Annotated in this window: 16 protein-coding genes; 7 read left to right on the top strand and 9 right to left on the bottom strand. The window is 62.9% G+C overall.

Going from position 1 to position 22,711, the window contains the following annotated elements:
- Window positions 1-79: 79 nt before the first annotated feature.
- Window positions 80-1,462, top strand: a complete 1,383-nt coding sequence (locus V1288_RS15240; RefSeq protein WP_334357821.1) for a leucyl aminopeptidase family protein — start codon at window positions 80-82, stop codon at window positions 1,460-1,462.
- Window positions 1,455-2,297, top strand: coding sequence for a C40 family peptidase (locus V1288_RS15235; protein ID WP_334357820.1), 843 nt, complete (start codon window positions 1,455-1,457; stop codon window positions 2,295-2,297). The genes V1288_RS15240 and V1288_RS15235 overlap by 8 nt, the downstream gene beginning before the upstream one ends.
- A gap of 18 nt (window positions 2,298-2,315) precedes the next feature.
- On the opposite strand, the gene V1288_RS15230 is transcribed toward V1288_RS15235, so the two are convergent.
- The 6 genes from V1288_RS15230 to V1288_RS15205 form a co-directional block, all read right to left on the bottom strand.
- Window positions 2,316-3,938 carry an ABC transporter ATP-binding protein gene (locus tag V1288_RS15230; RefSeq protein ID WP_334357819.1) on the bottom strand — a complete coding sequence of 541 codons (1,623 nt, stop codon included), beginning with the start codon at window positions 3,936-3,938 and terminating at the stop codon, window positions 2,316-2,318.
- A gap of 11 nt (window positions 3,939-3,949) precedes the next feature.
- The gene (locus tag V1288_RS15225; RefSeq protein ID WP_334357818.1) at window positions 3,950-5,128 is read right to left on the bottom strand and encodes an ABC transporter permease; all 1,179 of its coding nucleotides are present in this window, start codon (window positions 5,126-5,128) and stop codon (window positions 3,950-3,952) included.
- Window positions 5,128-6,237, bottom strand: coding sequence for a microcin C ABC transporter permease YejB (locus tag V1288_RS15220; protein ID WP_334357817.1), 1,110 nt, complete (start codon window positions 6,235-6,237; stop codon window positions 5,128-5,130). Before V1288_RS15220 ends, V1288_RS15225 begins: the two co-directional genes overlap by 1 nt.
- A gap of 3 nt (window positions 6,238-6,240) precedes the next feature.
- Window positions 6,241-8,112, bottom strand: a complete 1,872-nt coding sequence (locus V1288_RS15215; protein ID WP_334357816.1) for an extracellular solute-binding protein — start codon at window positions 8,110-8,112, stop codon at window positions 6,241-6,243.
- 11 nt (window positions 8,113-8,123) lie between these two features.
- Window positions 8,124-10,025, bottom strand: a complete 1,902-nt coding sequence (locus tag V1288_RS15210) for an extracellular solute-binding protein (protein WP_334357815.1) — start codon at window positions 10,023-10,025, stop codon at window positions 8,124-8,126.
- Window positions 10,026-10,313: 288 nt separating this feature from the next.
- A complete protein-coding gene (locus V1288_RS15205; protein ID WP_334357814.1) occupies window positions 10,314-10,865 on the bottom strand; it encodes a c-type cytochrome in 552 nt (183 codons plus the stop codon).
- Window positions 10,866-11,074: 209 nt separating this feature from the next.
- On the opposite strand from V1288_RS15205, the gene V1288_RS15200 reads away from it, so the two are divergent.
- Window positions 11,075-11,815 carry a 3-deoxy-manno-octulosonate cytidylyltransferase gene (locus V1288_RS15200; protein WP_334357813.1) on the top strand — a complete coding sequence of 247 codons (741 nt, stop codon included), beginning with the start codon at window positions 11,075-11,077 and terminating at the stop codon, window positions 11,813-11,815.
- 21 nt (window positions 11,816-11,836) lie between these two features.
- Complete coding sequence (locus V1288_RS15195) at window positions 11,837-12,697, top strand: prephenate dehydratase (protein WP_334357812.1); 861 nt, start codon at window positions 11,837-11,839, stop codon at window positions 12,695-12,697.
- Between the two features lie 729 nt (window positions 12,698-13,426).
- Here V1288_RS15195 and V1288_RS15190 read toward each other — a convergent pair.
- A complete protein-coding gene (locus V1288_RS15190; RefSeq protein ID WP_334357811.1) occupies window positions 13,427-14,686 on the bottom strand; it encodes a serine hydrolase domain-containing protein in 1,260 nt (419 codons plus the stop codon).
- 153 nt (window positions 14,687-14,839) lie between these two features.
- Window positions 14,840-15,859 (bottom strand): LLM class flavin-dependent oxidoreductase, encoded by a 1,020-nt coding sequence (locus V1288_RS15185; RefSeq protein WP_334357810.1) that lies wholly within the window; start codon window positions 15,857-15,859, stop codon window positions 14,840-14,842.
- A gap of 384 nt (window positions 15,860-16,243) precedes the next feature.
- Between V1288_RS15185 and metF the strand changes: the two genes are divergently transcribed.
- The 3 genes from metF to maiA all read left to right on the top strand — a co-directional run bounded on the left by metF (window position 16,244) and on the right by maiA (window position 21,883).
- Window positions 16,244-17,158: a methylenetetrahydrofolate reductase [NAD(P)H] gene (gene metF / locus V1288_RS15180; protein ID WP_334357809.1), complete on the top strand. Its 915-nt coding sequence runs from the start codon at window positions 16,244-16,246 to the stop codon at window positions 17,156-17,158.
- Between the two features lie 4 nt (window positions 17,159-17,162).
- Window positions 17,163-21,026 (top strand): methionine synthase, encoded by a 3,864-nt coding sequence (metH, locus tag V1288_RS15175; RefSeq protein WP_334357808.1) that lies wholly within the window; start codon window positions 17,163-17,165, stop codon window positions 21,024-21,026.
- 194 nt (window positions 21,027-21,220) lie between these two features.
- Entirely contained in the window at window positions 21,221-21,883 is a 663-nt protein-coding gene (gene maiA, locus V1288_RS15170) for a maleylacetoacetate isomerase (protein ID WP_334357807.1), read from the top strand.
- 135 nt (window positions 21,884-22,018) lie between these two features.
- Here the strand turns inward: maiA and V1288_RS15165 are convergent, their stop codons facing one another.
- Window positions 22,019-22,651 (bottom strand): glutathione S-transferase family protein, encoded by a 633-nt coding sequence (locus V1288_RS15165; protein WP_334357806.1) that lies wholly within the window; start codon window positions 22,649-22,651, stop codon window positions 22,019-22,021.
- Window positions 22,652-22,711 lie beyond the last annotated feature (60 nt).

The following is a 22,711-nucleotide window of genomic DNA, read 5'->3' as shown; positions in this document are numbered from 1 at the left end:
TGTTAACCCTAACGGCCGGTTAATTGGCCGTGCTATGCCCATCGGCACCACCCTGCCCGCCCTCTTCCGCGAGATCCGCATGCCATCCCCGTTCGAGACCGCGCCCGACGCCGCTGCCATTCCGATTACCTTCACCACCAAGACGACCTGGAGCGCGATCGCCAGGGAACTCCCCGAACAGGCCCGGCAATTTGCGACGGCCAACGACTTCACCGCCAAGCCCGGCAAATGCCTGGCGTTGCCCGCGCCCGACGGTCAGATCGCACGGGTCGTTTTCGGGCTGGAGGACGAGACCGCCAAGTCGCGCGATCTGTTCCGGCCGGGCGCGCTGCCCGGCCTGCTACCGCCCGGCGTCTATCGCTTCGCCAATGCGCCGCATGATTTCCGGCTGGCTACGCTCGCTTTTGCGCTGGGCACCTATCGCTTCGGCCGCTACCGCAAGGCCGACAAGCCCGCGGTCCGGCTGGTGCCGCCCGAGGGCGTCGACATCGCCGACATTGCGCGGATGGCCGAGGCCGCCGCGCTGGCGCGGGACCTGATCAACACGCCGTCGAATGACATGGGACCGGCGGAACTGGCAGAAGCTGCGCAACAGTTGGCGACGCGCTTCGGCGCCGAGTTCAACTGCATCATCGGCGACGAACTGGTGAAGCAGAACTTTCCGCTGATCCACGCCGTCGGCATGGCCTCGACGCGCGCCCCGCGCCTGATCGACCTGACCTGGGGCGATCCCGCCCATCCCAAAGTGACGCTGGTCGGCAAGGGCGTCTGTTTCGACACTGGCGGCCTCGACCTGAAACCGTCCAGCGGCATGCTGATCATGAAAAAGGACATGGGCGGCGCCGCCAACGTGCTGGCGCTGGCGCAGATGGTGATGGATGCGAAGCTGAAGGTCCGCCTGCGCGTGCTGATCCCCGCGGTCGAGAACGCGGTGGCCGGCAACGCCTTCCGCCCGCTCGACATCTTCAAATCGCGCAAGGGACCAACGGTGGAGATCGGCAACACCGACGCCGAGGGACGACTGGTGCTGGCGGACGCACTGGCGCTCGCCGACGAAGAGAAACCGGATCTGCTGGTTGACCTCGGCACCCTGACGGGTGCGGCGCGTGTGGCGCTGGGGCCGGATTTACCGCCCTTTTACACCCATGATGAGAGGCTCGCCGAAAGCGTCGCAGCCCATGCGAAACGGGAGAACGATCCGTTGTGGCGAATGCCGCTGTGGCCGCCCTACGATTCCTGGCTGGATTCGAAGGTTGCCGACATCAACAACGCACCATCCGGCGGCTTTGCCGGCTCGATCACCTGTGCGCTGTTCCTGCAGCGCTTCGTGACGGATGCCAAGAGCTGGCTGCATGTCGATATCTACGGCTGGACGCCGTCCGCAAAACCCGCGCGTCCGGAAGGCGGCGAGTGCCAGGCCGCGCGCGCGATCTACAAACTGCTGAGCGAACGCTATGGATGACCCGCGCCTGACACCGGCACGGCCAGAGGTCGCCGCAAAATATCTCGAAGGCAAGGTAAAGGCCGCGCGCTTCGTCGAGGGCGAGGTGTTCGAGGTGATCGAAACCATCGCTCCCCTTCGCCGCGTGCCCTCTCCCGATGCCGAGATGATGACGCAAGTGCTGAAAGGCGAGCGCGTCACGGTCTACGACCGCAACAGTGAGGGCTGGGCGTGGGGTCAACTCAACGTCGATGGCTATGTAGGGTGGCTACCCGATTCCTCGCTCATGGGGGAGACGACTGCGCCAACGCACAAGGTTATTGCCATTCGGACATTCGCATTCCCCGGCCCCTCGATCAAAGTGGCGCCCTCGGATTCGCTGGTCATGGGATCATGGGTCGAAATCACGCGCGAAGAAGGCGATTTTGCCATCAGGCATGACGGCCAGTATCTGCCGAAGCGTCATCTCGTGGATCTTCACGACTATGAATCTGACTTTGTGGCGGTCGCTGAACGGTTCGTCGGCACGCCGTATCTTTGGGGCGGCAAGAGCTCACTCGGCATCGATTGCTCCGGCCTCGTCCAGGTATCGCTGAACGCCGCCGGCATCGGCTGCCCGCGCGACAGCGACCTGCAGCAGGATGGCTTGGGCCGGGCACTGAGTCCGGCTGAAATGAAAAAGCTGCAACGCGGCGACTTGATCTTCTGGAAAGGCCACGTCGCGATCGTCCGCGATCCCGACACTATCGTTCACGCCAACGCGCATCATATGGCGACCGTGGTCGAGAACGCGCACGAGGCGATTGTGCGGATCAAGGCGGCGGGCAGCGAGGTGACGGCGATCAAACGACTGTAGCCTGCCTCGGAATGACGGTCAGGTAGCGGGTGCGTCCGGCACGGCCTCGATGCGGAAAGCGGCGGCGAACAAGGCGCGGGTGTAATCGCTCGTCGGATTCCTGAACAGCTCCGCGGCCGGCCCCTCCTCGACTACCTTGCCGTGACGCATCACGATCAGATGGCTCGCCAGCGAGGCCACCACGCGTAGATCGTGCGAGATGAACATGTAGGTCAGGTCGCGCTTGCGCTGCAGCTCGCGCAACAGGTCGACCATCTGCGCCTGGAACAGCATGTCGAGCGCGCTCGTCGGCTCGTCCAGCACGACGAAATTCGGCTCCAGCACCACCGCGCGCGCGATCGAGATGCGCTGGCGCTGACCGCCGGAGAATTCATGCGGGTAGCGGAATCGGGTCTCCGGATCGAGACCGACGTCCCGCAGCGCCTTGACGACGCGGGCCTCGCGCTCTTCGTGCGACAACGACTTCTGATGCACGGAAAGGCCCTCGGCGACGATATCGCCGACCGACATGCGCGGGCTCAGCGCGCCGAACGGATCCTGAAACACGATCTGCATGTCGCGGCGGAATGGCAGCATGGCCTTGAAGCGCAGGCCTTGAATGTTGTTGCCGAGGAACACGATCGGGCCGTCAGAGGAAATCAGCCGGAGCAGCGCCAGGCCCAGCGTGGTCTTGCCCGAGCCGGATTCGCCGACGACGCCGAGCGTCTCGCCTTTGCGCACCGCTAGGCTGACGCCATCCACCGCCTTGATATGGCCAACGGTCGAGCGCAACAGCCCGCGCTTGATCGGAAACCAGACCTTCAGATTATCCGCCGACATCACCACCGGCTCGTTGGGCCGCGGCGGCGCCGGATCGGGCTTGGGTTCGGCCGCGAGCAGCGCGCGGGTATAGGTATGTTTCGGTGCGGTAAAGACCTCCTCGACCGGCCCCTGCTCGACGATCTTGCCTGAATTCATCACGCAGACGACGTCGGCGATGCGGCGGACGATGCCGAGATCGTGGGTAATGAACAGCATGCTCATGCCGAGCCGGGAACGAATTTCCGCCAAGAGCGCCAGGATCTGGGCCTGCACCGTGACGTCGAGCGCGGTGGTCGGTTCATCCGCGATCAGGAGGTCCGGCTCGTTGGCGAGCGCCATCGCGATCATGACGCGCTGGCGCTGGCCGCCGGACAATTGATGGGGATAGCTCTTCAGCCGGGTTTCGGGATCGGGAATGCCGACCTGCGTCAAAAGCTCCAGCGTGCGCGCCCGCGCCATCTGCCCGCCGAGACCGCTATGCAGGGAAAGAATCTCGCCGATCTGCGCCTCGATCGTGTGCAGCGGATTGAGCGAGGTCATCGGCTCCTGGAAGATGATCGAGATGTCATTGCCGCGGATCTCGCGCATCTCGCCTTCCGCCGCGGTCAGCAGCTCGCGGCCGCGGAAGCGGATGTGGCCTGAGGGATGCGAGGCGCTGGGATAGGGCAACAGCTTGAGGATCGACAATGCGCTGACTGATTTTCCCGAGCCTGACTCGCCAACAAGGGCCACGCATTCGCCGCGCCGGATCGAAAACGAGACGCGATCGACCGCGAGCGTATCGCCGAACGCTACGGAGAGGTCGCGGACATCGAGTAAAGGCTGGTTGATGGCGTCCATGCGCAGCACCCTTACCGGAACGTCTTGCGCGGATCGAAGGCGTCGCGCGCGGCTTCGCCGATGAAGATCAGGAGCGACAGCATGATCGCGACCGAGAAGAAGCCGGTGAAACCGAGCCAGGGCGCCTGCACGTTTGCTTTTGCTTGCGACAGCAATTCGCCGAGCGACGGCGAACCGGGCGGCAGGCCGAAGCCGAGAAAATCCAGCGCCGTCAGCGTCATCACCGAGGACGACACGATGAACGGCAGGAACGTCATCGTCGCCACCATCGCGTTCGGCAGCAGGTGGCGGAACATGATCACCCGATTTGAAACACCGAGCGCTCGCGCCGCCTGGATATATTCGAAATTTCGTCCGCGCAGGAACTCGGCGCGCACCAGCCCGACCAGCGACACCCAGGAGAACAACAGCAAGATGCCGAGCAGGACAAAGAAGCCCGGCACCAGCACCGAGGACAGGATCAGCAGCAGATACAGCGAAGGAATGGCAGTCCAGACCTCGATCAGCCGCTGGAAGGTCAGATCGATCCAGCCGCCGAAATAGCCCTGCACGCCGCCGGCCGCGATGCCGATGATCGAGGAGATAATCGTCAGCGTCAGGCCGAACAGCACCGAGATGCGAAAGCCGTAGATCAGGCGCGCGACCACATCGCGGCCCTGGTCGTCGGTACCGAGCCAGTTGTATTCGAGGTCGCTGCAGCCCTTGAGACCCTTCTTCTGCACCATCTCCTTGCACTGCGTTTCGGTGAGCATCCAGGTCGGCGGCGACGGCGCCGGCGTCGGCAGGTCGAGATTGTGGGTGTGGTAGGAGAAGCGGACCAGCGGCCAGACGACGGTGCCACCCTTGGCCGCGATCTGCTTCTGCAAGTAGGGATCGCGATAGTCGGCAGCGGTCTCGAAGTCGCCGCCGAAAGTGGTTTCGGAATAGGTGACGAAGGCCGGCCAGTAGAGATGGCCGTCATATTTGATCAGGAATGGCCGGTCGTTGGCGATCAACTCGGCAAACAGCGACATCACGAACAGAACCGTAAATATCCAGAACGACCAGTAGCCGCGGCGGTTCGCCTTGAAATTATGCCAGCGACGACGATTGAGCGGCGAAGGTTGGAAGACGTGGCGCACCGGCGGCACGACTTCGCCGAGCGGTGACTGCGTGGTGGTTTCGACCGGCTGGGGCGCGAGCATCGCCATCAGACTTCCCTCGCCTCAAAATCGATCCTCGGGTCGATCCACATATAAGCGAGGTCGGAGATCAGGTTGACCACGAGACCGACCAGCGAAAAGATGAACAATGTTCCAAATACCACGGGGTAGTCGCGGTTCAGCACGCTCTCGAATCCGAGCAGACCGAGGCCGTCGAGCGAGAAGATGGTTTCGATCAGGAGCGAGCCGGAGAAAAAGGCGTGGATGAACGCGCTCGGGAAGCCGGCGATCACGATCAGCATCGCATTGCGGAAGATGTGATTGTAGAGCACCTGCCGCTCGCTGCAGCCCTTGGCGCGCGCGGTCATGACATATTGCTTGCGGATCTCATCGAGGAACGAGTTCTTGGTGAGCAGCGACATGGTGGCGAAGGCGCCGAGCGCCATCGACACCAGCGGCAGCGTGATGTGCCAGAAATAGTCGATGATCTTCCAATACCAGGGAAACTGCGCCCAGCCGTCCGAGGTCAGGCCGCGCAGCGGGAACACGTTGAAGAACGAACCGCCGGCGAACAGGACGATCAGCAGGATCGCGAACAGGAATCCCGGTATCGCAAAGCCGATGATGATCACCGCCGAGGTCCAGGTGTCGAACTTTGAACCGTCCGCGACAGCCTTGCGGATGCCGAGCGGAATCGAGATCAGGTAGGTCAGGAGCGTCATCCAGATGCCGAGCGACATCGACACCGGCAGCTTCTCCTTGATGAGCTGGAGCACGCTGACGTCGCGGAAATAGCTCTTGCCGAAATCGAAGCGCGCGAAATTCCACAGCATCAGCGCAAAACGCTCGGGCGCCGGCTTGTCGAAGCCAAACTGGACTTCGAGCTTCTTGATGAAGTCAGGATCGAGCCCCTGCGCGCCGCGATATTTCGAACTGACGGCGTCCGCCGCCGCGCCGACCTGGTTGCCGCGTGCGCCGAAATCGCCGCCGCCGCCCGATACCCGCGACGTGCCGCCGGTGTCGGCGCCCGAGAGCTGCGCAATGACGCGTTCAACCGGACCTCCGGGCGCGAACTGCACGACCACGAACGATACCAGAAGGATTCCGAGCAGCGTCGGTACCATCAGGAGAATGCGGCGGGCGATATAGGCGGTCATGAATTACTTCGCCTGCTCGAGCTTCGCGGCCTTGGCGGCGTCATACCACCAGTTGTCCGGCGCACCGGTGCCTTGCGTGTAGCGCGCCGGCTTTGGCGGATGCGCGAACAGGTCCCAATAGGCGATCGGGTGGTTGGTGCGGTACCATTGCGGCACCCAATAGCGGCCGGCCCGGAACACGCGATCGAGCGCGCGGCACGCGAAGGTCAAATCAGCCCGCGTTTCGGCGCCGATGGCCTTGTCGACCAGCGCATCGATCGCGGGGCTGGCCACCCCCGCCAGATTGTACGATCCCTTGGTAGCGGCCGCATGCGACGTAAAATACGGCCGCAGGCTGTCGCCCGGCGTTGGTGACATGCTCAGGCGCATCGTCGTGATGTCGAAATCGAAGGCCTCCACCCGCGCGCGATATTGCACGGCGTCAATCAACCGGATGCTGGCTTCGATGCCGAGCTGGCCGAGATTCTTGATGAAGGTCGCATGATGCGGCTGGAACGATGGCTCGTCGAGCAGGAACTCGATCGCAAAGATCTCGCCGTTCGGCATGAGCCGCTTGCCGTCCTTGACGGGAAGTTTTGCCTCCTGCAGCAGTTGCTGCGCCTTGCGCAGCAATTGCCGGTCCTGGCCCGATCCATCCGATACCGGCGGCACGAACGGCTCGCCGAACACCTCGTCCGGCACCTGCCCACGGAACGGCTCGAGCAGCTTCAGCTCTTCCGGCGACGGCAGCCCGGTCGCCACCATGTCCGAATTCTGGAACGGCGACACCGTGCGCGCATAGGCGCCGTACATCACGGTCTTGTTGGTCCATTCGAAATCGAAGGCATTGATGACCGCTTCGCGCACTTTGGGGTCTTTGAACTTGTCGCGGCGGGTGTTGAAGAACCAGCCCTGTCCTCCCGACGGCAGTTCGTCCGGCAGGGTCTCGCGCTTGACGCGGCCATCCTTGATCGCCGGAAAATCGTAACGCGTCGCCCAGATCCGCGCGGTGAACTCCTCGCGGTAGAGATAGCTCTTGCCGGTAAAGCCTTCGAACGCCACGTCGCGGTCGCGATAGAACTCGTAGCGCACGGTGTCGAAATTGTAGCTGCCGCGGTTGACGGGAAGATCGGCCGCCCACCAGTCCTTCACCCGTTCGTATTCGACGTAGCGGTTGATTTCGTATTTGCCCACCTTGTACGGCCCCGAGCCGAGCGGGATCTCGGTGGTCGATTCCTCGAACACGCGCTTCGCGTAATAGGCTTTGGAGAAGATCGGCAAGCCTGCAACATAGAGCGGGACGTCGCGCGCGCGGTTCGGCGCAAAGACAACGGCCAGCTTCCCATCGTCGAGCGCCTCGGCCTTCACGAAGTCGCGCAACTGAACCAGGATCAGCGGATGACCCTTTTCCTTCAGCGTGTTGAGCGAGAAGGCGACGTCATGCGCCGTCATCTTCGAGCCGTCATGAAAACGCGCCTCGGGCCGCATCGTGAAGCGGTAGGTCAGCTTGTCAGGCGAGATCCGCACCGACTTTGCGGCAAGGCCGTACATCGCGTCGGGCTCGTCATTCGCGCGCGCCATCAGCGAGTCAAAGGTCAGCTCCATGCCCTTTGCGCCTTCGCCTTTGAGGATGAAGGCGTTGAAGGAATTGAACGTCTGGAAGGACTGATTATAGGCACGGGTCGACGGGATCGTGGAAAACAACCCGCCTTTCGGCGCTTGCGGATTGACGTAGTCGAAATGCTTGAAGTCGGCAGGGTATTTCAGGTCGCCGAACACCGACATGCCGTGGCTTTCAGTGCCCGCCTCGGAAGCGGTGGCGACCGGTTTGAGGCCGACAGCGCTTAACGCGCCGACACCGAGACCCAGCACGTGCCGGCGATTGAGTAGCGCCATGCGCGATTCCTTCAACTGCGCTTTCCGATCTTGGCAGCCTTTTCGGCGTCCCACCACCACAGCGTCGGGAAGCCCGACAGGCCGTATTTGGGCAATTCGGACGGCCGGCCGAAGCGATCCCAGCGCGCGGTACGGACCTTGGGATAATTCCACTGCGGCACGACATAGTGATTCCACAGCAGCACGCGGTCGAGCGCCCTGGTCGCGGCAACAAGGTCATCCCGACCCTTGGCATAGATCAGCCGCTCGATCAATTTGTCGATGGCCGGATTCTTGATGCCGATGACATTGCGCGAACCCGCCATGTCCGCCGCCTGCGAACCCCAATATTCGCGCTGTTCATTTCCGGGTGACAATGATTCCGCCCACGACGAGACGACCACGTCGAAATCCCAGCTGCGAAGCCGGTTTTCATACTGTGTTGGATCGATTGTGCGCACACTGACAACGATGCCAAGCCGCTCCAGCGACGGCTTGAAGAACAGCATCACCCGTTCGAAGGTCGGGTCGGCACCGAGCAATTCGAGCGCAAACTGTGCTCCAGTCTTGCTATCGACTAGCTTGCGCTCGCGCACCTCGTACCCAGCTTCCTTCAGCAAGCGCAGCGCCTCACGTAGATTTTCGCGAACCGCCTCGGGACTGCCGCCGACCGGATTGGTATAGGGCTTCGTGAAAACCTCGGGCGGCACTTCCGCGCGGACGGCTTCGAGTATTTCCAATTCCTTACCTTGCGGCACGCCGCTTGAAGCCAGGTCAGTGCCATCGAAGTAGCTGCTGATGCGCTTGTACTGACCGAAGAACATCTGCTTGTTCGTTTCCTCGAAATCGAACGCAAAATTCAGCGCACGACGCACCCGCGGATCCTTGAACTGCTCACGCCGGGTATTCAACGCGAATGCCTGCATGATTCCGGAACTGCGGTTTGGAAACTCCTCGAGCAGCACACGCTTGTCATTGACGGCCGGAAAGTCGTAGGCCGTCGCCCAGTTCTTCGCGCTGTTCTCTGTGCGCCAATCGACTTGATCGCCCTTGAAAGCCTCGAGTGCGACCGTCGAGTCCCGGAAATATTCCAGACGCAACTCGTCGAAATTGTTGCGGCCGACATTCGTGCTGGAATCGCGCCCCCAATGGTCCTTCACCCGCTCCAGCGTCAGCGTCCTTCCCGGGACAAATTCCTTGATGCGGTAAGCGCCCGAGCCCAGCGGCTTCTCCAGCGTTGTCGCGGAGATGTCGCGCTTGCGGCCCTGACTGTCAGTGCCCTCCCACCAATGCTTCGGCAAGATCGTGAGCTGTCCAACGATCTGCGGGAGCTCGCGATTGCCAGGCGCATGGAAGCTGAACTTTATCTCGCGATCACCGACTTTTTCAGCTTTCACCACATGGCGATAGTAAGCCGAATATTGCGGATGATTTTGCTTAAACGCGTCAAGTGAGAAGATCACGTCGTCAGGCGTGACAGGCTTTCCGTCGTGCCATTTCGCCTCTTGCCTGAGACGGTACGTTACCCAGGAGAAATCCTCGGGATGGCTGACGGCTTCGGCCAATTCGCCGTACTCGGTCGAAACCTCATCCAGCGACTGCGTCATGAGAGATTCGTAGATCAGCTGAACGCCGCCTGCGAGCGATCCTTTGACGCCGGCAACCACAAGGTTGAAGTTATCAAACGTCCCGATCTGGATCTGACGTACGGTGCCGCCCTTAGGGGCCTCCGGATTGACGTAGTCGAAGCGCTTGAAGCCGGCCGGGTACTTGACTTCGCCGAACAGCGACAGCGCATGCCGCCACGTCAGTTCGCCGGACGCCGATTGGGCGTGGGCTGGAGTAATGGCCGAGATTCCGGGAGCAAGCCCCAGCGCGGGGGTCATGGCGGCAAGCGCGCCGCCCTGGAGAAGATGTCGTCGGGTAATGGCCAAATGCAGAATTCCTGTTGCTGACGCCAGTATCCGTACTGTCGAGTCCGCGGCGGCCCCAGACGCGAACGACGCAAGCACGAGGCGGAGTTAGTGAGGACCCAATATAAGGCAAGGGTTCGACCAATTACGTTGCTTTTTCCTCATGATAGCAGCTTGGGAACACCGCCGCTGCGGCGAAAAGTCCCGGTAACAACTCCGATAACAACAATGCGATCCCCTCATAGCGAAACGGCCAGGCATTGCCTGGCCGTGATATCGCTCGGAAGTCCATGCCGAAGAGGCGAAATATTACTTCGCCGCCGTCGGTAGCGGAGCCGGATTCTCCGAAAGGCTGCGCAGATAGGCGATCACGTCGGCGCGCTCGCTGTCCTTCGGGATGCCGGCAAAGCCCATCGCGGTGCCCGGAACAAAAGCCTTGGGGTTGGCAAGGAACTTGTTGAGGTCTTCATAGGTCCAGGTGCCACCCTTGCTTTTCATGGCGGCCGAGAAATTGAACCCGCCGCGGCCGGCGCCCTTTGGCTCGTTGAGGACGCCGTAAAGGTTCGGGCCAACGCGGTTCGGGCCACCCTTCTCGAAGGTGTGGCAGGCGGCGCACTTCTTGGCGGCGGCGGTGCCCTTCTCGACGGAAGCCGTCTGCAACAGCTTCTCGATCGGCTCGGACGGCGCGGCAGCTTCCTTGGCGCCGCCGTGAGAGGCGTCTTCCTTCACGGCGATCTCGAAGCCCGGCTTTTCCGGCTTCACGGGCGCAAAAATCGCATGGGCGGCAAAGCTCGTCACCAGAACGAGAATGCAGGTGCCGAGGATGGCACCGAGAATCTTGTTGAGTTCGAAGGAGTCCATAACGGATCAGGCTCCAGGCCGGAAAGGTCGACTGAAGGCCGGCGAACGGCCGCGGATGCGCGTCAGGAATCAGCTTTTCGCGCCGCACCCTCAGCGGGGTTGAGATATCGGTTTGCCCGGGCTCTGGCAACCCGTATAAACGCCCCGACTTTCCATCGATCCCCCATTATTTCCGGCCTGTTTTTGCTGGCCGGCTGACCTCGCGACGGATGACCGAAACCCGCATTCTTGTGCTGATTCCCGCCCGCATGGCGGCGACCCGCCTGCCCGGCAAGCCGCTGCTCGACATCGGCGGCCTGCCGATGATCGTCCACGTGCTGCGGCGCGCCGAGGAGGCCCAAATCGGCCGGGTGGCAGTCGCCACCGACACGCCCGAGATCGCGGCCGCCGTGAAAGCCCATGGCGGCACGGCGGTCATGACCCGGCCCGACCATCCCTCCGGCTCGGACCGTATTTACGAGGCGCTGACGCGGCTCGATCCCGAGGGCCGGGCCGAGAGCGTGGTCAACGTCCAGGGCGATTTGCCGACCATTCCCCCTCAGGATATCCGGGCCGCGCTCGCGCTGCTCGACGACCCCCAGGTCGACATCGGGACCTTGGCCGCCGAGATCCGACGAGATGAAGAACACACCAACCCGAGCGTAGTGAAGCTGATCGGGTCGCCATTGGGCGGCCAACGGCTCCGTGGGCTGTATTTTACCCGCGCCACCGCGCCGTACGGCGACGGTCCGCGCTACCATCACATCGGGCTCTATGCCTATCGGCGGCGAGCGCTGGAGCGCTTCGTCAAACTGCCGCCCTCCGTCCTGGAACAACGCGAGAAACTCGAGCAGCTCAGGGCGCTGGAAGCCGGCATGCGGATCGACGCCGCCATCGTGAGTTCGGTGCCGCTCGGCGTCGATACGCCTGATGACCTCGAAACCGCCCGCCGCACACTGGCAAAAGCCTGAGCCGCTGCTAAAAGGCCCCGCATGACCAAAAAGTTCAAAATCGCATTCCAGGGCGAGCCTGGCGCCAATTCCCATATCGCCATCGTCGAGGCCTATCCCGACGCCGAGCCGCTGCCCTGCCCGACCTTCGAGGACGCGCTGTCGGTGATCGCCTCCGGCGAGGCCGACCTCGGCATGATCCCGATCGAGAATTCGGTCGCCGGCCGGGTCGCCGACATCCATCATCTCCTGCCGGCGTCCGGTCTATTCATCGTCGGTGAATGGTTCTTGCCGATCCGCCATCAATTGATGGCACCGAAGGGCACAAAGCTTTCCGACATCAAGACGGTGGAGAGCCACGTCCACGCGCTCGGGCAATGCCGCCGCATCATCCGCAAGCTTGGCATCAAGCCGATCGTTGCGGCCGATACCGCCGGCAGCGCGCGCGACGTTTCCGAACGCAAGGACAAGAGCGTTGCCGCGATTGCCTCCCGCCTGGCGGCGCAAATCTACGGCCTCGATATCCTGGCCGAGGACGTCGAGGACGAGACCCACAACACCACGCGCTTCGTGGTGCTCGCGCGCGACCAGAAATGGGCCGCCCAGGGCTCTGGCCCGCTGGTCACCACTTTTGTTTTCCGGGTGCGCAATTTGCCCGCCGCGCTCTACAAGGCGCTCGGCGGTTTCGCCACCAATAGCGTCAACATGACGAAATTGGAAAGCTACATGGTCGATGGCAATTTCTTTGCGACGCAGTTCTATGCCGATGTCGACGGCCACCCCGATGACCGCGGCCTCGCCTTTGCGCTGGAGGAACTGAAATTCTTCTCGCGTGAATTCCGCATCGTCGGCGTCTACCCGGCACATCCGTTCCGCGCGACGTTCAGCGAGAAGCAGGACTAAGGGACACACACGCCTCTGCTAGCGTCTCCCGGCGCACGACTGCTGCCGAGCGCGCGGAGAGCGCAGATTCGTGACGTGCAGCAGCCGGACACTTACCAGCGAGCGGCGAGTTGCGCGGCACCAACGGTGCAGCGGGTACGGATATTATGAAAGCAGTACTCGCGGCGTTATCAGCCGGCGTACGCCCCCTCTCCGATCACCACCTGCCGTTCCAGCCCCACCCTGGACGCGGGCCCCATCCTGGCCGCGGACCCCACACGGGCCGCGGGCCCCAAACCGGCCCGCCCCAAGCATAGGCGCTGCGCCATCCCGGACGCCACACGGGGCGCGGGCCCCAACCGCCGGCGCCCCATCTCGGACCCGGACGCCACCAGCAGCGACCCCAGGCGTTGCAGACCCAGCGGACCTGCTCGACATCAGTGGCCTGGCGTGAGATCTGGTCGGCATGCGGAAGCCCGTTCGGCATCGCGGCGGAAGCTGAGCCAGCGGCGAGCATAACGCCGCCGAGGGCGGCCAACCCAACAACTGCAGATTTCAGTTCCATGGTTTGTCTCCCTGGTTGGAGACTGCAACAACTCCCTTGACAACGCTTGGTTGCTTTTGAGGCTCGAACAAACGTAGGCATGTTCAAAAGGATGCGATGAAGATTCGAAGAAAAGTCATCCCGCATTATCCTTTTTTAAGCACGATCTTTTCCGAAAACCGGTAGCCACTTTTCCGGATAATGCTCTAGCTGAACCGCTTCAGCGCCGCCAACCACAGTTTCCAAATCTCCGGGGTCTGCTCCAGTCCGGTCTGCACGATCACGATTTTTGAAGCCGGATCGATGCAGACGCGCTGTCCGAAATCACCGAACATCGCAAACTGGCGCTGCCCCCAGGGCAGCAGCCACAGCAAATAGCCATAGCCGAAATCGCGATCGGCTTTTCCCGGCGCGAGATAGCCGCCTGACGGCCGCACCGTGGTCGCATCAATCACCCACTGCGCCGGAATGATCTGCCGCCCACCCCACGCGCCGTCATGCGCCAGCAAGCGCGCGAGCCGGGCATAATCGCGCAGCACCGCATTGAAGCCGAAGTGAGCCAGTTCGAACCCTTCGGCGTCCACCATCCATCTGGCATCGGCTTCTGTCCCGATGGGTTGCCAGATTTTTTCCTGCAGGCAGTCGGACAGCGATTTGCCGGTGGCGTTGCGCAGGACCATACCGAGCACATCCGGTTCAATGCTGGCGTAATGGAAGCGCGTCCCTGGCGGCGCGATCCGGTGATTGAATTGAACAATGCTGTTGACTGTGCCTTTCCCCGAAAAGCCGGCGACCATGTCCTGCCATAGCCGGTTGAGATCGCGCCCGCCTTCCGCCTCCTCGCCAAAGTCGATCCCTGAGGACATGTGCAGGAGATCGTGGATCGGCGTTCGGCCATATTCCGATCCGCGGAAGCCCCGCACATACATCTCGGCCGTGTCGTCGACCGATTTGATCGCGCCTTCGGAAACCGCGATGCCGATCAACAGGCCGGTGATCGACTTGACCATCGACTGGGAAACAAACCGGTGGCGGTCGGTCCGGCCGTATTGGTAATGCTCGAACAGGATCTGGTCGTCTTTGGCGATCAGCAGGCCGGTGACGGGATTGCGCGCGAGGTAGCCGGTCACTTCAGCCCGAAACGGATCAGACAATTCCACCGGTGCGCGCTTGAACGCCCAGGGTACTGCGGCGCGCTTCACCTGCCGCGTCGGATAGATGTCATCGATGTGGGTGAACGCGCCGACGCGATCAGCTGGCTGCCACGGATTGCCTTGCCACCGCGCCCTTGCGGCGTCGGGGACAGGATATCCCGCGGCGGCACCATAGCGGTCGGCATTTGGACCAGTGGAGGAGAAGATCGGCACCGCCTCTTCAGCGGATGCCCGGGACATAAGGCCGGCGGCGCAGGTCGCGGCCAAGCCGGTGAGCGCCGCCCGACGGGAGAGATGCGGTTCGCGCGACATCCGGCGCTCCCTCAGCGGGTCGTCCCTTGCGTTCGCAGGGACGCATAGCCACCGAACATAGTTGTCGTTGAAGGTGTCAGCCACACTGCCTCATCGATAGATCACGCGGTATGGGTCCCTGCGTTCGCATTGCGTTCGCAGGGACGACAGTCTTTATGCGGCGGCTTTCTTGCTCGGCCCGAACGCATCCGCCAGCAGACTATACGACTTCTTCCGCGCGTCATGATCGTAGACGGCGGTGATGATCATCAACTCATCCGGCTGGCTGGCTGTAATCATCGGCTGCAGCTTCGACAGGATCGTCGCCGGGCTGCCGACGAACAGCCGCGAGCGATTGCGCGCGACCGAGCCGCGCTCGGCGTCCGTATAATTATAGGCCAGCGCTTCCTCGACGCTCGGCAGCGGCAGGTATTGTCCGCGGTCACGGCGCAGGCGGTTGAGGTCCATCGAGGACGCGAGCTGTTCAGCTTCCGCATCGGTTTCGGCGGCAACGGCAGCGACGGCGAGAATGCCGTGCGGCGTGGCGCGCCAGCCGGACGGCTTGAAATGGTCGCGGTAATTGGTCATCGCCGCGATCGCGTCGTAGGACGCAAAATGATGCGCAAACGCGAACCCCATGCCGACCTGTGCCGCCAGCTCCGAACTGTAATCGCTCGAACCGAGCAGCCAGATCGGCGGCAGCGGCGTGTCGTCGGGCATCGCCACCACATTGTTGTAGGGATGCCCGGCAGGGAAATCGCGAGTCTCCCACAACACCAGTTCACTTAAGCGTTCGAGAAAATCGTCACCCTCGCGGCGATCGAGCCGGCTGCGCAGCGCATGCGCCGTGGCGCCGTCGGTGCCGGGCGCGCGGCCGAGGCCGAGATCGATGCGGCCGGGAAACAGCGCCTCGAGCATCTTGAAGCGCTCGGCCACGACAAGCGGCGCATGGTTGGGCAGCATCACGCCGCCGGAGCCGACGCGGATATTGTTCGTCACCGCCGCGATCTGCCCGATCATCAGATCGGGCGCGGGGCTCGCCACCGACGCCAGATTGTGATGCTCGGCGAGCCAGTAGCGGACATAGCCGAGCCCATCGACATGGCGCGCCAGATCGATGCTGTTCTGCAGCGCGTGGGCGGGACGGGTGCCTGTGGTGACGACGGAGAGGTCGAGGACTGAAAGCGGGATCATGGCGCTAAACTAGTGCGGCAAACGAGGGCGACAAAGGCCTGGCTGGTGCAGGTCAGGCCCGCGCTTGTGGGGAAAGCGGCGGTGGCGGCGCATCCCTTGAGTGGGATAAAATTCAACAAATTCATCAGATTACTGATCTGCCCACAATCCGAAACACCCCTCCGGATGGCCGAAAATTCGCTATAGAATTGTTTTTGCTATATAAATCTTTATTCGACGACTGCCCAACAACCTTCCAACAAGGCCGATATTTCGCATTTTTCTACACATATTGGGCTATTTCCCATCGCTGATGGGCTGTTTGGTCGGCCTTGTTTGGCTTATTTTAGCTGACGACCGCTAGGCCTGATGCCTGCCCATTTCTGTGGAGCTTTTGTGAGTGCCATGACCGAGCTTACGTCCCCCGCTTTCGACGGCCATCGTGCGCTGCATTCGCCCAAGATTTCCTTCGAGTTCTTCCCGCCCAAGACGGAAGAGATGGAGCGGAGCCTGTGGGAAACCATCAACCGGCTGGCGCCGCTGACGCCGAATTTCGTCTCCGTGACCTATGGCGCCGGCGGATCGACCCGCGAGCGGACCCATTCGACCATCGCCCGCATCCTCAAAGAGACCCGCCTGACGCCGGCAGCGCACCTGACCTGCGTCGGCGCGCCGAAGGGCGAGATCGACGACGTGGTGGCGCGCTATCACGAGATCGGCGTCCGCCATATCGTGGCGCTGCGCGGCGACCCCACCACCGGCATCGGCACCGCCTATCATGCGCATCCCGATGGCTACCAGAGCTCGCCCGACCTGATCGCGGGCATCAAGAAGCGCTATCCGGATATCGAGATCTCGGTTTCGGCCTATCCCGAAAAACATCCGGAGAGCCCGACGATCGACGCCGACATCGATACGTTGAAGGCCAAGGTCGACGCCGGCGCGGCGCGAGCCATCACCCAGGTGTTCTTCGATAACGACCTCTACTTCCGCTACCTCGACCGCGTCCGCGCCCGCGGCATCGATATTCCGGTCGTGCCTGGCATCATGCCGATGCACAATTTCAAGCAGGCACGCAAGTTTGTCACCCGCGCTGGCACCACGGTGCCGGATTGGTTCGCGGCAAAATTCGATGGCCTCGACGACGATGCCGATACCCGCAAACTGGTGGCGGCAACTGTCGCGGCCGGCCAGGTGCAAAAGCTCGCCAAGCACGGCGTCGATACCTTTCACTTCTACACCATGAACCGCGCGGACCTCGTGTTTGCGATCAGCCATTTGCTGGGCATCCGCCCCAATGGCGCACAGAAGGCCGCCTGATCCGATGAGTGTTTCGATTTCGCCCAAGAGTTCGCCGAAGCGGACTGCCCTGCTCGCCGCCGCCCGAGAGCGCATACTGGTGCTCGACGGCGCCATGGGCACCATGATCCAGGGTCTGCAGTATGACGAGGCCGCGTTTCGGGGGCAACGTTTTGCCGACTTCCATCGCGACGTCAGGGGTAACAACGATCTTTTGATCCTGACGCAGCCGCAAGCGATCGAGGACATCCATGCTGCTTACTTGCGCGCGGGTGCCGACATCGTCGCGACCAACACGTTTTCCTCGACCTCGATCGCGCAGGCCGACTACGACATGTCGGACCTCGCCTATGAGCTGAACCGCGATGGCGCAAAACTCGCCCGCGCCGCAGCGATGCGCGTCAGCGCCGAGGACGGCAAGCCCCGTTTTGTCGCGGGGGCGCTGGGCCCGACCAACCGCACCGCGTCGATCTCGCCCGACGTTTCCAACCCCGGCTATCGCGCCGTCACTTTCGACGATCTGCGCAAGGCCTACGGCGAGCAGATCAACGGCCTCCTGGACGGCGGCGCAGATATGCTGCTGGTCGAAACCATCTTCGACACCCTCAACGCCAAGGCCGCGCTCTACGCCATTGCCGAAATCACGGAAGCGCGCGGCATCGACGTGCCCGTGATGATCTCGGGCACCATTACCGACAAGTCGGGCCGCCTGCTTTCGGGGCAGTTGCCGGAAGCGTTCTGGAATTCGGTGCGGCACGCCAAGCCGATCACCATCGGATTCAACTGCGCGCTCGGCGCCGAAGACCTGCGCGCCCACATTGCCGACATCGGCCGCGTCGCCGATACCTTGGTTTGTGCTTATCCGAACGCCGGCCTGCCCAACGAGTTCGGCCAGTACGACGAGACGCCGGAATACATGGCGCGGCTGATCGGCGAGTTTGCCGAGGCGGGCCTCGTCAATATCGTCGGCGGCTGCTGCGGCACCACGCCGGACCATATCGCCGCGATCGCCGCCGCCGTCGCCCCGCACAAGCCGCGCGCGATCCCCACGATCGAGCCGCGCCTGCGGCTGTCGGGTCTCGAGCCGTTTGAACTGACGCCGGCGATCCCCTTCGTCAATGTCGGCGAGCGCACCAACGTCACAGGCTCCGCCAAATTCCGCAAGCTGATCACGGCCGGCGATTACACCGCGGCGCTTCAGGTGGCGCGTGACCAGGTCGAGAACGGCGCGCAGATCATCGACGTCAACATGGACGAGGGCCTGCTCGACTCTGAAGCGGCGATGGTGACGTTCCTCAATCTCGTCGCCGCCGAGCCCGACATCGCCCGCGTTCCCGTGATGGTCGATTCCTCGAAATTCAACGTGATCGAGGCCGGCCTGAAATGCGTTCAGGGCAAGCCTGTCGTGAACTCGATCTCGATGAAGGAAGGCGTGGAGAAGTTCGTCCACGAGGCCCAGATCGCGCGCCGCCACGGCGCCGCCGTCGTGGTGATGGCATTCGACGAGGTCGGACAGGCGGACACGTTTGCGCGCAAGACCGAAATCTGCAAGCGCGCCTATGACATCCTGGTCAACGAGGTCGGCTTTCCGCCCGAGGACATCATCTTCGATCCGAATATCTTTGCCATCGCGACCGGGCTGGACGAGCACAACAATTACGGCGTCGACTTCATCGAGGCGACGCGCTGGATCCGGCAGAATCTGCCGCATGCGCACATCTCCGGCGGCGTGTCGAATCTCTCGTTTTCGTTCCGCGGCAACGAGCCGGTGCGCGAGGCGATGCATTCGGTGTTCCTGTATCACGCGATTCACGCCGGCATGGACATGGGCATCGTCAATGCCGGGCAGATGATCGTCTATGACGACATCGATCCCGAGTTGCGGCAGGTCTGCGAGGACGTCATCCTCAACCGCGACCCCGGCGCGTCCGAGCGGCTCTTGACGCTGGCGGAAAAATTCCGCGGCAAGGAGAAGCAGACCAAGGAGCAGGATCTTGCCTGGCGCGAATGGCCGGTCGAGAAGCGGCTGTCGCATGCGCTGGTGCACGGCATTACCGAATTCATCGAGGAGGACACCGAGGCCGCGCGCCTGACGGTGGAGCGGCCGCTGAACGTGATCGAAGGCCCGCTGATGGCCGGCATGAACATCGTCGGCGACCTCTTCGGCGATGGAAAAATGTTCCTGCCGCAGGTGGTGAAGTCCGCCCGCGTGATGAAGCAGGCGGTCGCCTATCTGATGCCGTTCATGGAGGAGGAGAAGGCCCGCAACCTCGCCAACGGCGTGACCGGCGACGGCCGCAACGCGGCGGGCAAGATCGTGCTCGCCACCGTCAAGGGCGACGTCCACGACATCGGCAAGAACATCGTCGGCATCGTGCTGCAATGTAATAATTTCGAGGTGATCGACCTCGGCGTCATGGTGCCGGCCGCCAAGATCATCGAAACCGCCAAGGCCGAAGACGCCGACATCATCGGGCTGTCCGGCCTGATCACGCCCTCGCTCGACGAGATGAGTTTTCTGGCGGGCGAAATGGAGCGGCAGGGCATGAAGATGCCGCTGTTGATCGGCGGTGCCACGACGAGCCGCGTCCATACCGCTGTCAAGATCGACCCGAACTACAAGGGCGGCCCGGTGGTGCATGTCAACGACGCCAGCCGCGCGGTCGGCGTGGCGTCGTCGCTGCTCTCGCCCGACAAGCGCGAGGCATACGCCGCCGACATCCGCGCCGAATACGCCAAAATTTCTGCGGCGCATTTCCGCGCGCAGGCCGACAAGAAGCGGCTGAAGCTGGCGGATGCCCGCGCCAATGCCGTCAAGGCCGACTTCGCCAAGACGCCGCCGAAGAAGCCTTCGTTCCTTGGCATCAAGAGCTTTGACGCCTACGACCTCGCGGAGCTCGCGGAATATATCGACTGGACGCCGTTCTTCCAGACCTGGGAACTGACCGGGCGCTTCCCGGCCATCCTCGACGACCCCAAGATCGGCGAAGTCGCGCGCTCGCTTTATGACGACGCGCGCAAGATGCTCGACCGCATCATCAAGGAGAAATGGTTCACCGCCCGCACCACGATCGGCTTCTGGCCGGCCAATGCCGACGGCGACGATATTGCCGTCTATGCCGACGACAGCCGCAAGCAAAAAATCGCGACCTTCCACACGCTGCGCCAGCAACTGGAGAAGCGGGAAGGCCGCTTCAACGCCGCGCTGTCGGATTTCATCGCACCCGCGTCTTCGGGCGTGCCGGATTATATCGGCGCCTTCGTCGTCACCGCCGGGATCGGCGAGGACGCGGTCGCCGACCGCTTCAAGAACGCCAATGACGATTATTCCTCGATCCTGTGCAAGGCGCTGGCCGATCGTCTGGCGGAAGCTTTTGCCGAGCGGATGCATCAGCGCGTCCGCAAGGAATTCTGGGGCTACGCGCCGGACGAGGCGCTGGCCTCCGATCAGTTGATCCTCGAACAATATGCCGGCATCCGTCCCGCGCCGGGTTACCCCGCGCAGCCCGACCACACCGAGAAGGCGACGCTGTTCCGCCTGCTGGATGCGGAGAACACGGCGGGCGTGAAGCTGACCGAGAGCTTTGCGATGTGGCCGGGCTCGTCGGTGTCCGGGCTGTATTTCTCGCATCCCGAAAGCTTCTATTTCGGCGTCGGCAAGATCGAGCGCGACCAGGTCGAGGATTATGCCGCCCGCAAGGGCATGAGCGTCGCCGAGACCGAGCGCTGGCTGGCGCCGGTGCTGAACTATATTCCGTTGCAGGAGCAGGCCGCGGCGAAGGCGCCGGCGGTGGCCGAGATCGTCCCCGCCAACGACGTCGCTTCGCATCCGCCCGGCTGCACCTGTGCCGTGCATCTGGCCTGGCGGAAGAAGGCCGTCGGGGCCTGATAACTCGCTTTCTTGCTTTCTTGCTTTCTTGCTTTCTTCCCTTCTCCCCTTGTGGGAGAAGGTGGCAGCCGAAGGCTGCCGGATGAGGGGTCTCTATCCGCGGAAAGAACCCCTCACCCGTCTCAATCGTGCTTCGCACGATTGATCCACCCTCTCCCACAAGGGGAGAGGGGAAGAAAAGGTGCGGAGGCCTCATGAAATTCTTCTCGTTCTGGCGATCGCTGGCGAGTTTTCGCGTGCGCATCGCGCTCAATCTGAAAAATATTCCGACCGAGGTGATCGTCGTCGACCTCGACGCCAATGCCCATCGCGAGGCCGAGTATCGCCGCATCAACCCGCAGATGGCGCTGCCGGCGCTGGTCGAAGACGACGGCACCACGCTGTTCCAGTCGCTGGCGATCCTCGAATATCTCGACGAGAGATTTCCCTCCCCGCCTTTGCTGCCCGCCGACATCAACGGCCGCGCTCGCGTCCGCGCGCTGGCGCTGATGGTCGCCTGCGAGGGCCATCCGCTGCTGACGCCGCGGGTGCGGCGCTATCTCGACCACGAACTCAATCTGCGCGATACGCAGCAAGCGGCATGGCGACGGCACTGGATCGTGGAAACGCTGGCGGCGCTGGAGGGACATCTCGCCGGCGACAAGGACACGGGTAAATTCTGCCACGGCGATGCACCGACGCTGGCCGATATCTGCATGGTGGGGCATGTCACCTTCGCCGTGACGCAGCAGATCGATTTGAACATCTATCCCACCGTGAAGCGCATCTTCGAGACGGCAATGGCGCTCCCGGAATTTGCGAAAGCGCATCCGCTGGCGCAGCCGGACACGCCGGAGGCGATGCGGCATAAGGTGTGAAAGCGAGGCTCGCCGTCCGGCGGCACGACTCCCCGGACGCGCCGCACCCGGCCGAAAAAAATCGCGAAAACAACCCCATGCAAAGTAGGATTGGGCCCGGCACCGCGGCCGTGGCCGGGCGCGGCCCCGTCCAGCTCAATCGCCGCTCGGCGGCGCCAGTGGCTGGACGATTTCCTTGAACGGCGGCAGCGCCTCGCAACGCTCGGCATGCGCCTTCAGCGCAGGATAGCGCATGTCGAACAGCGCGGGATGCGCCTCGCCGGTGAAGCGCAGCACGCAGGCGACCGCGATATCGGCGTGGCCGATGTTTTCGCCGAACCAGTACGGCGTCTTGACATCAGCGCGCTCCTTTTCCAGCACCTCCAGCACACCTGATATCTGCGACTTGCAGCGCTCGACCCAGAGATCGAGTTGCTTCTCCTTGCGCAGCACGCGTTCGTACAGCAGGCTGACGCCCTTGTCGCCGAGCCCCATCGCCAGCGCGCAAATCCGCAAATGCCGCCGCCGCGCCTCGCCGCTCCGCGCAAGCATCGCTTTCTCGGGGCCGACGCGATCATCGAGATGATCCAGGATCATCGCGCTCTCGATCAGCGCCTCGCCATCGTCAAGTACCAGCGTCGGCACCCGTCGCAGCGGATTATAGGGTGCGATCTTGTCAGCGTCGCCGAAGGTCGACCACGGCTTATGCTCGAAGGCGATGCCATAGAGCCGCATCGCAATGGCGACGCGGCGGACAAAGGGGGAATCGAATTGGCCGATCAGGATCATGTTCGTTGTGCTCTCCCCACTTGTCATGCCGGGCTTGACCCGGCCATCCAATGTCTTTGG

Source organism: Bradyrhizobium sp. AZCC 2176, from assembly GCF_036924645.1.
Lineage (GTDB): Bacteria > Pseudomonadota > Alphaproteobacteria > Rhizobiales > Xanthobacteraceae > Bradyrhizobium.
This window is presented reverse-complemented; position numbering and strand designations above follow the sequence as displayed.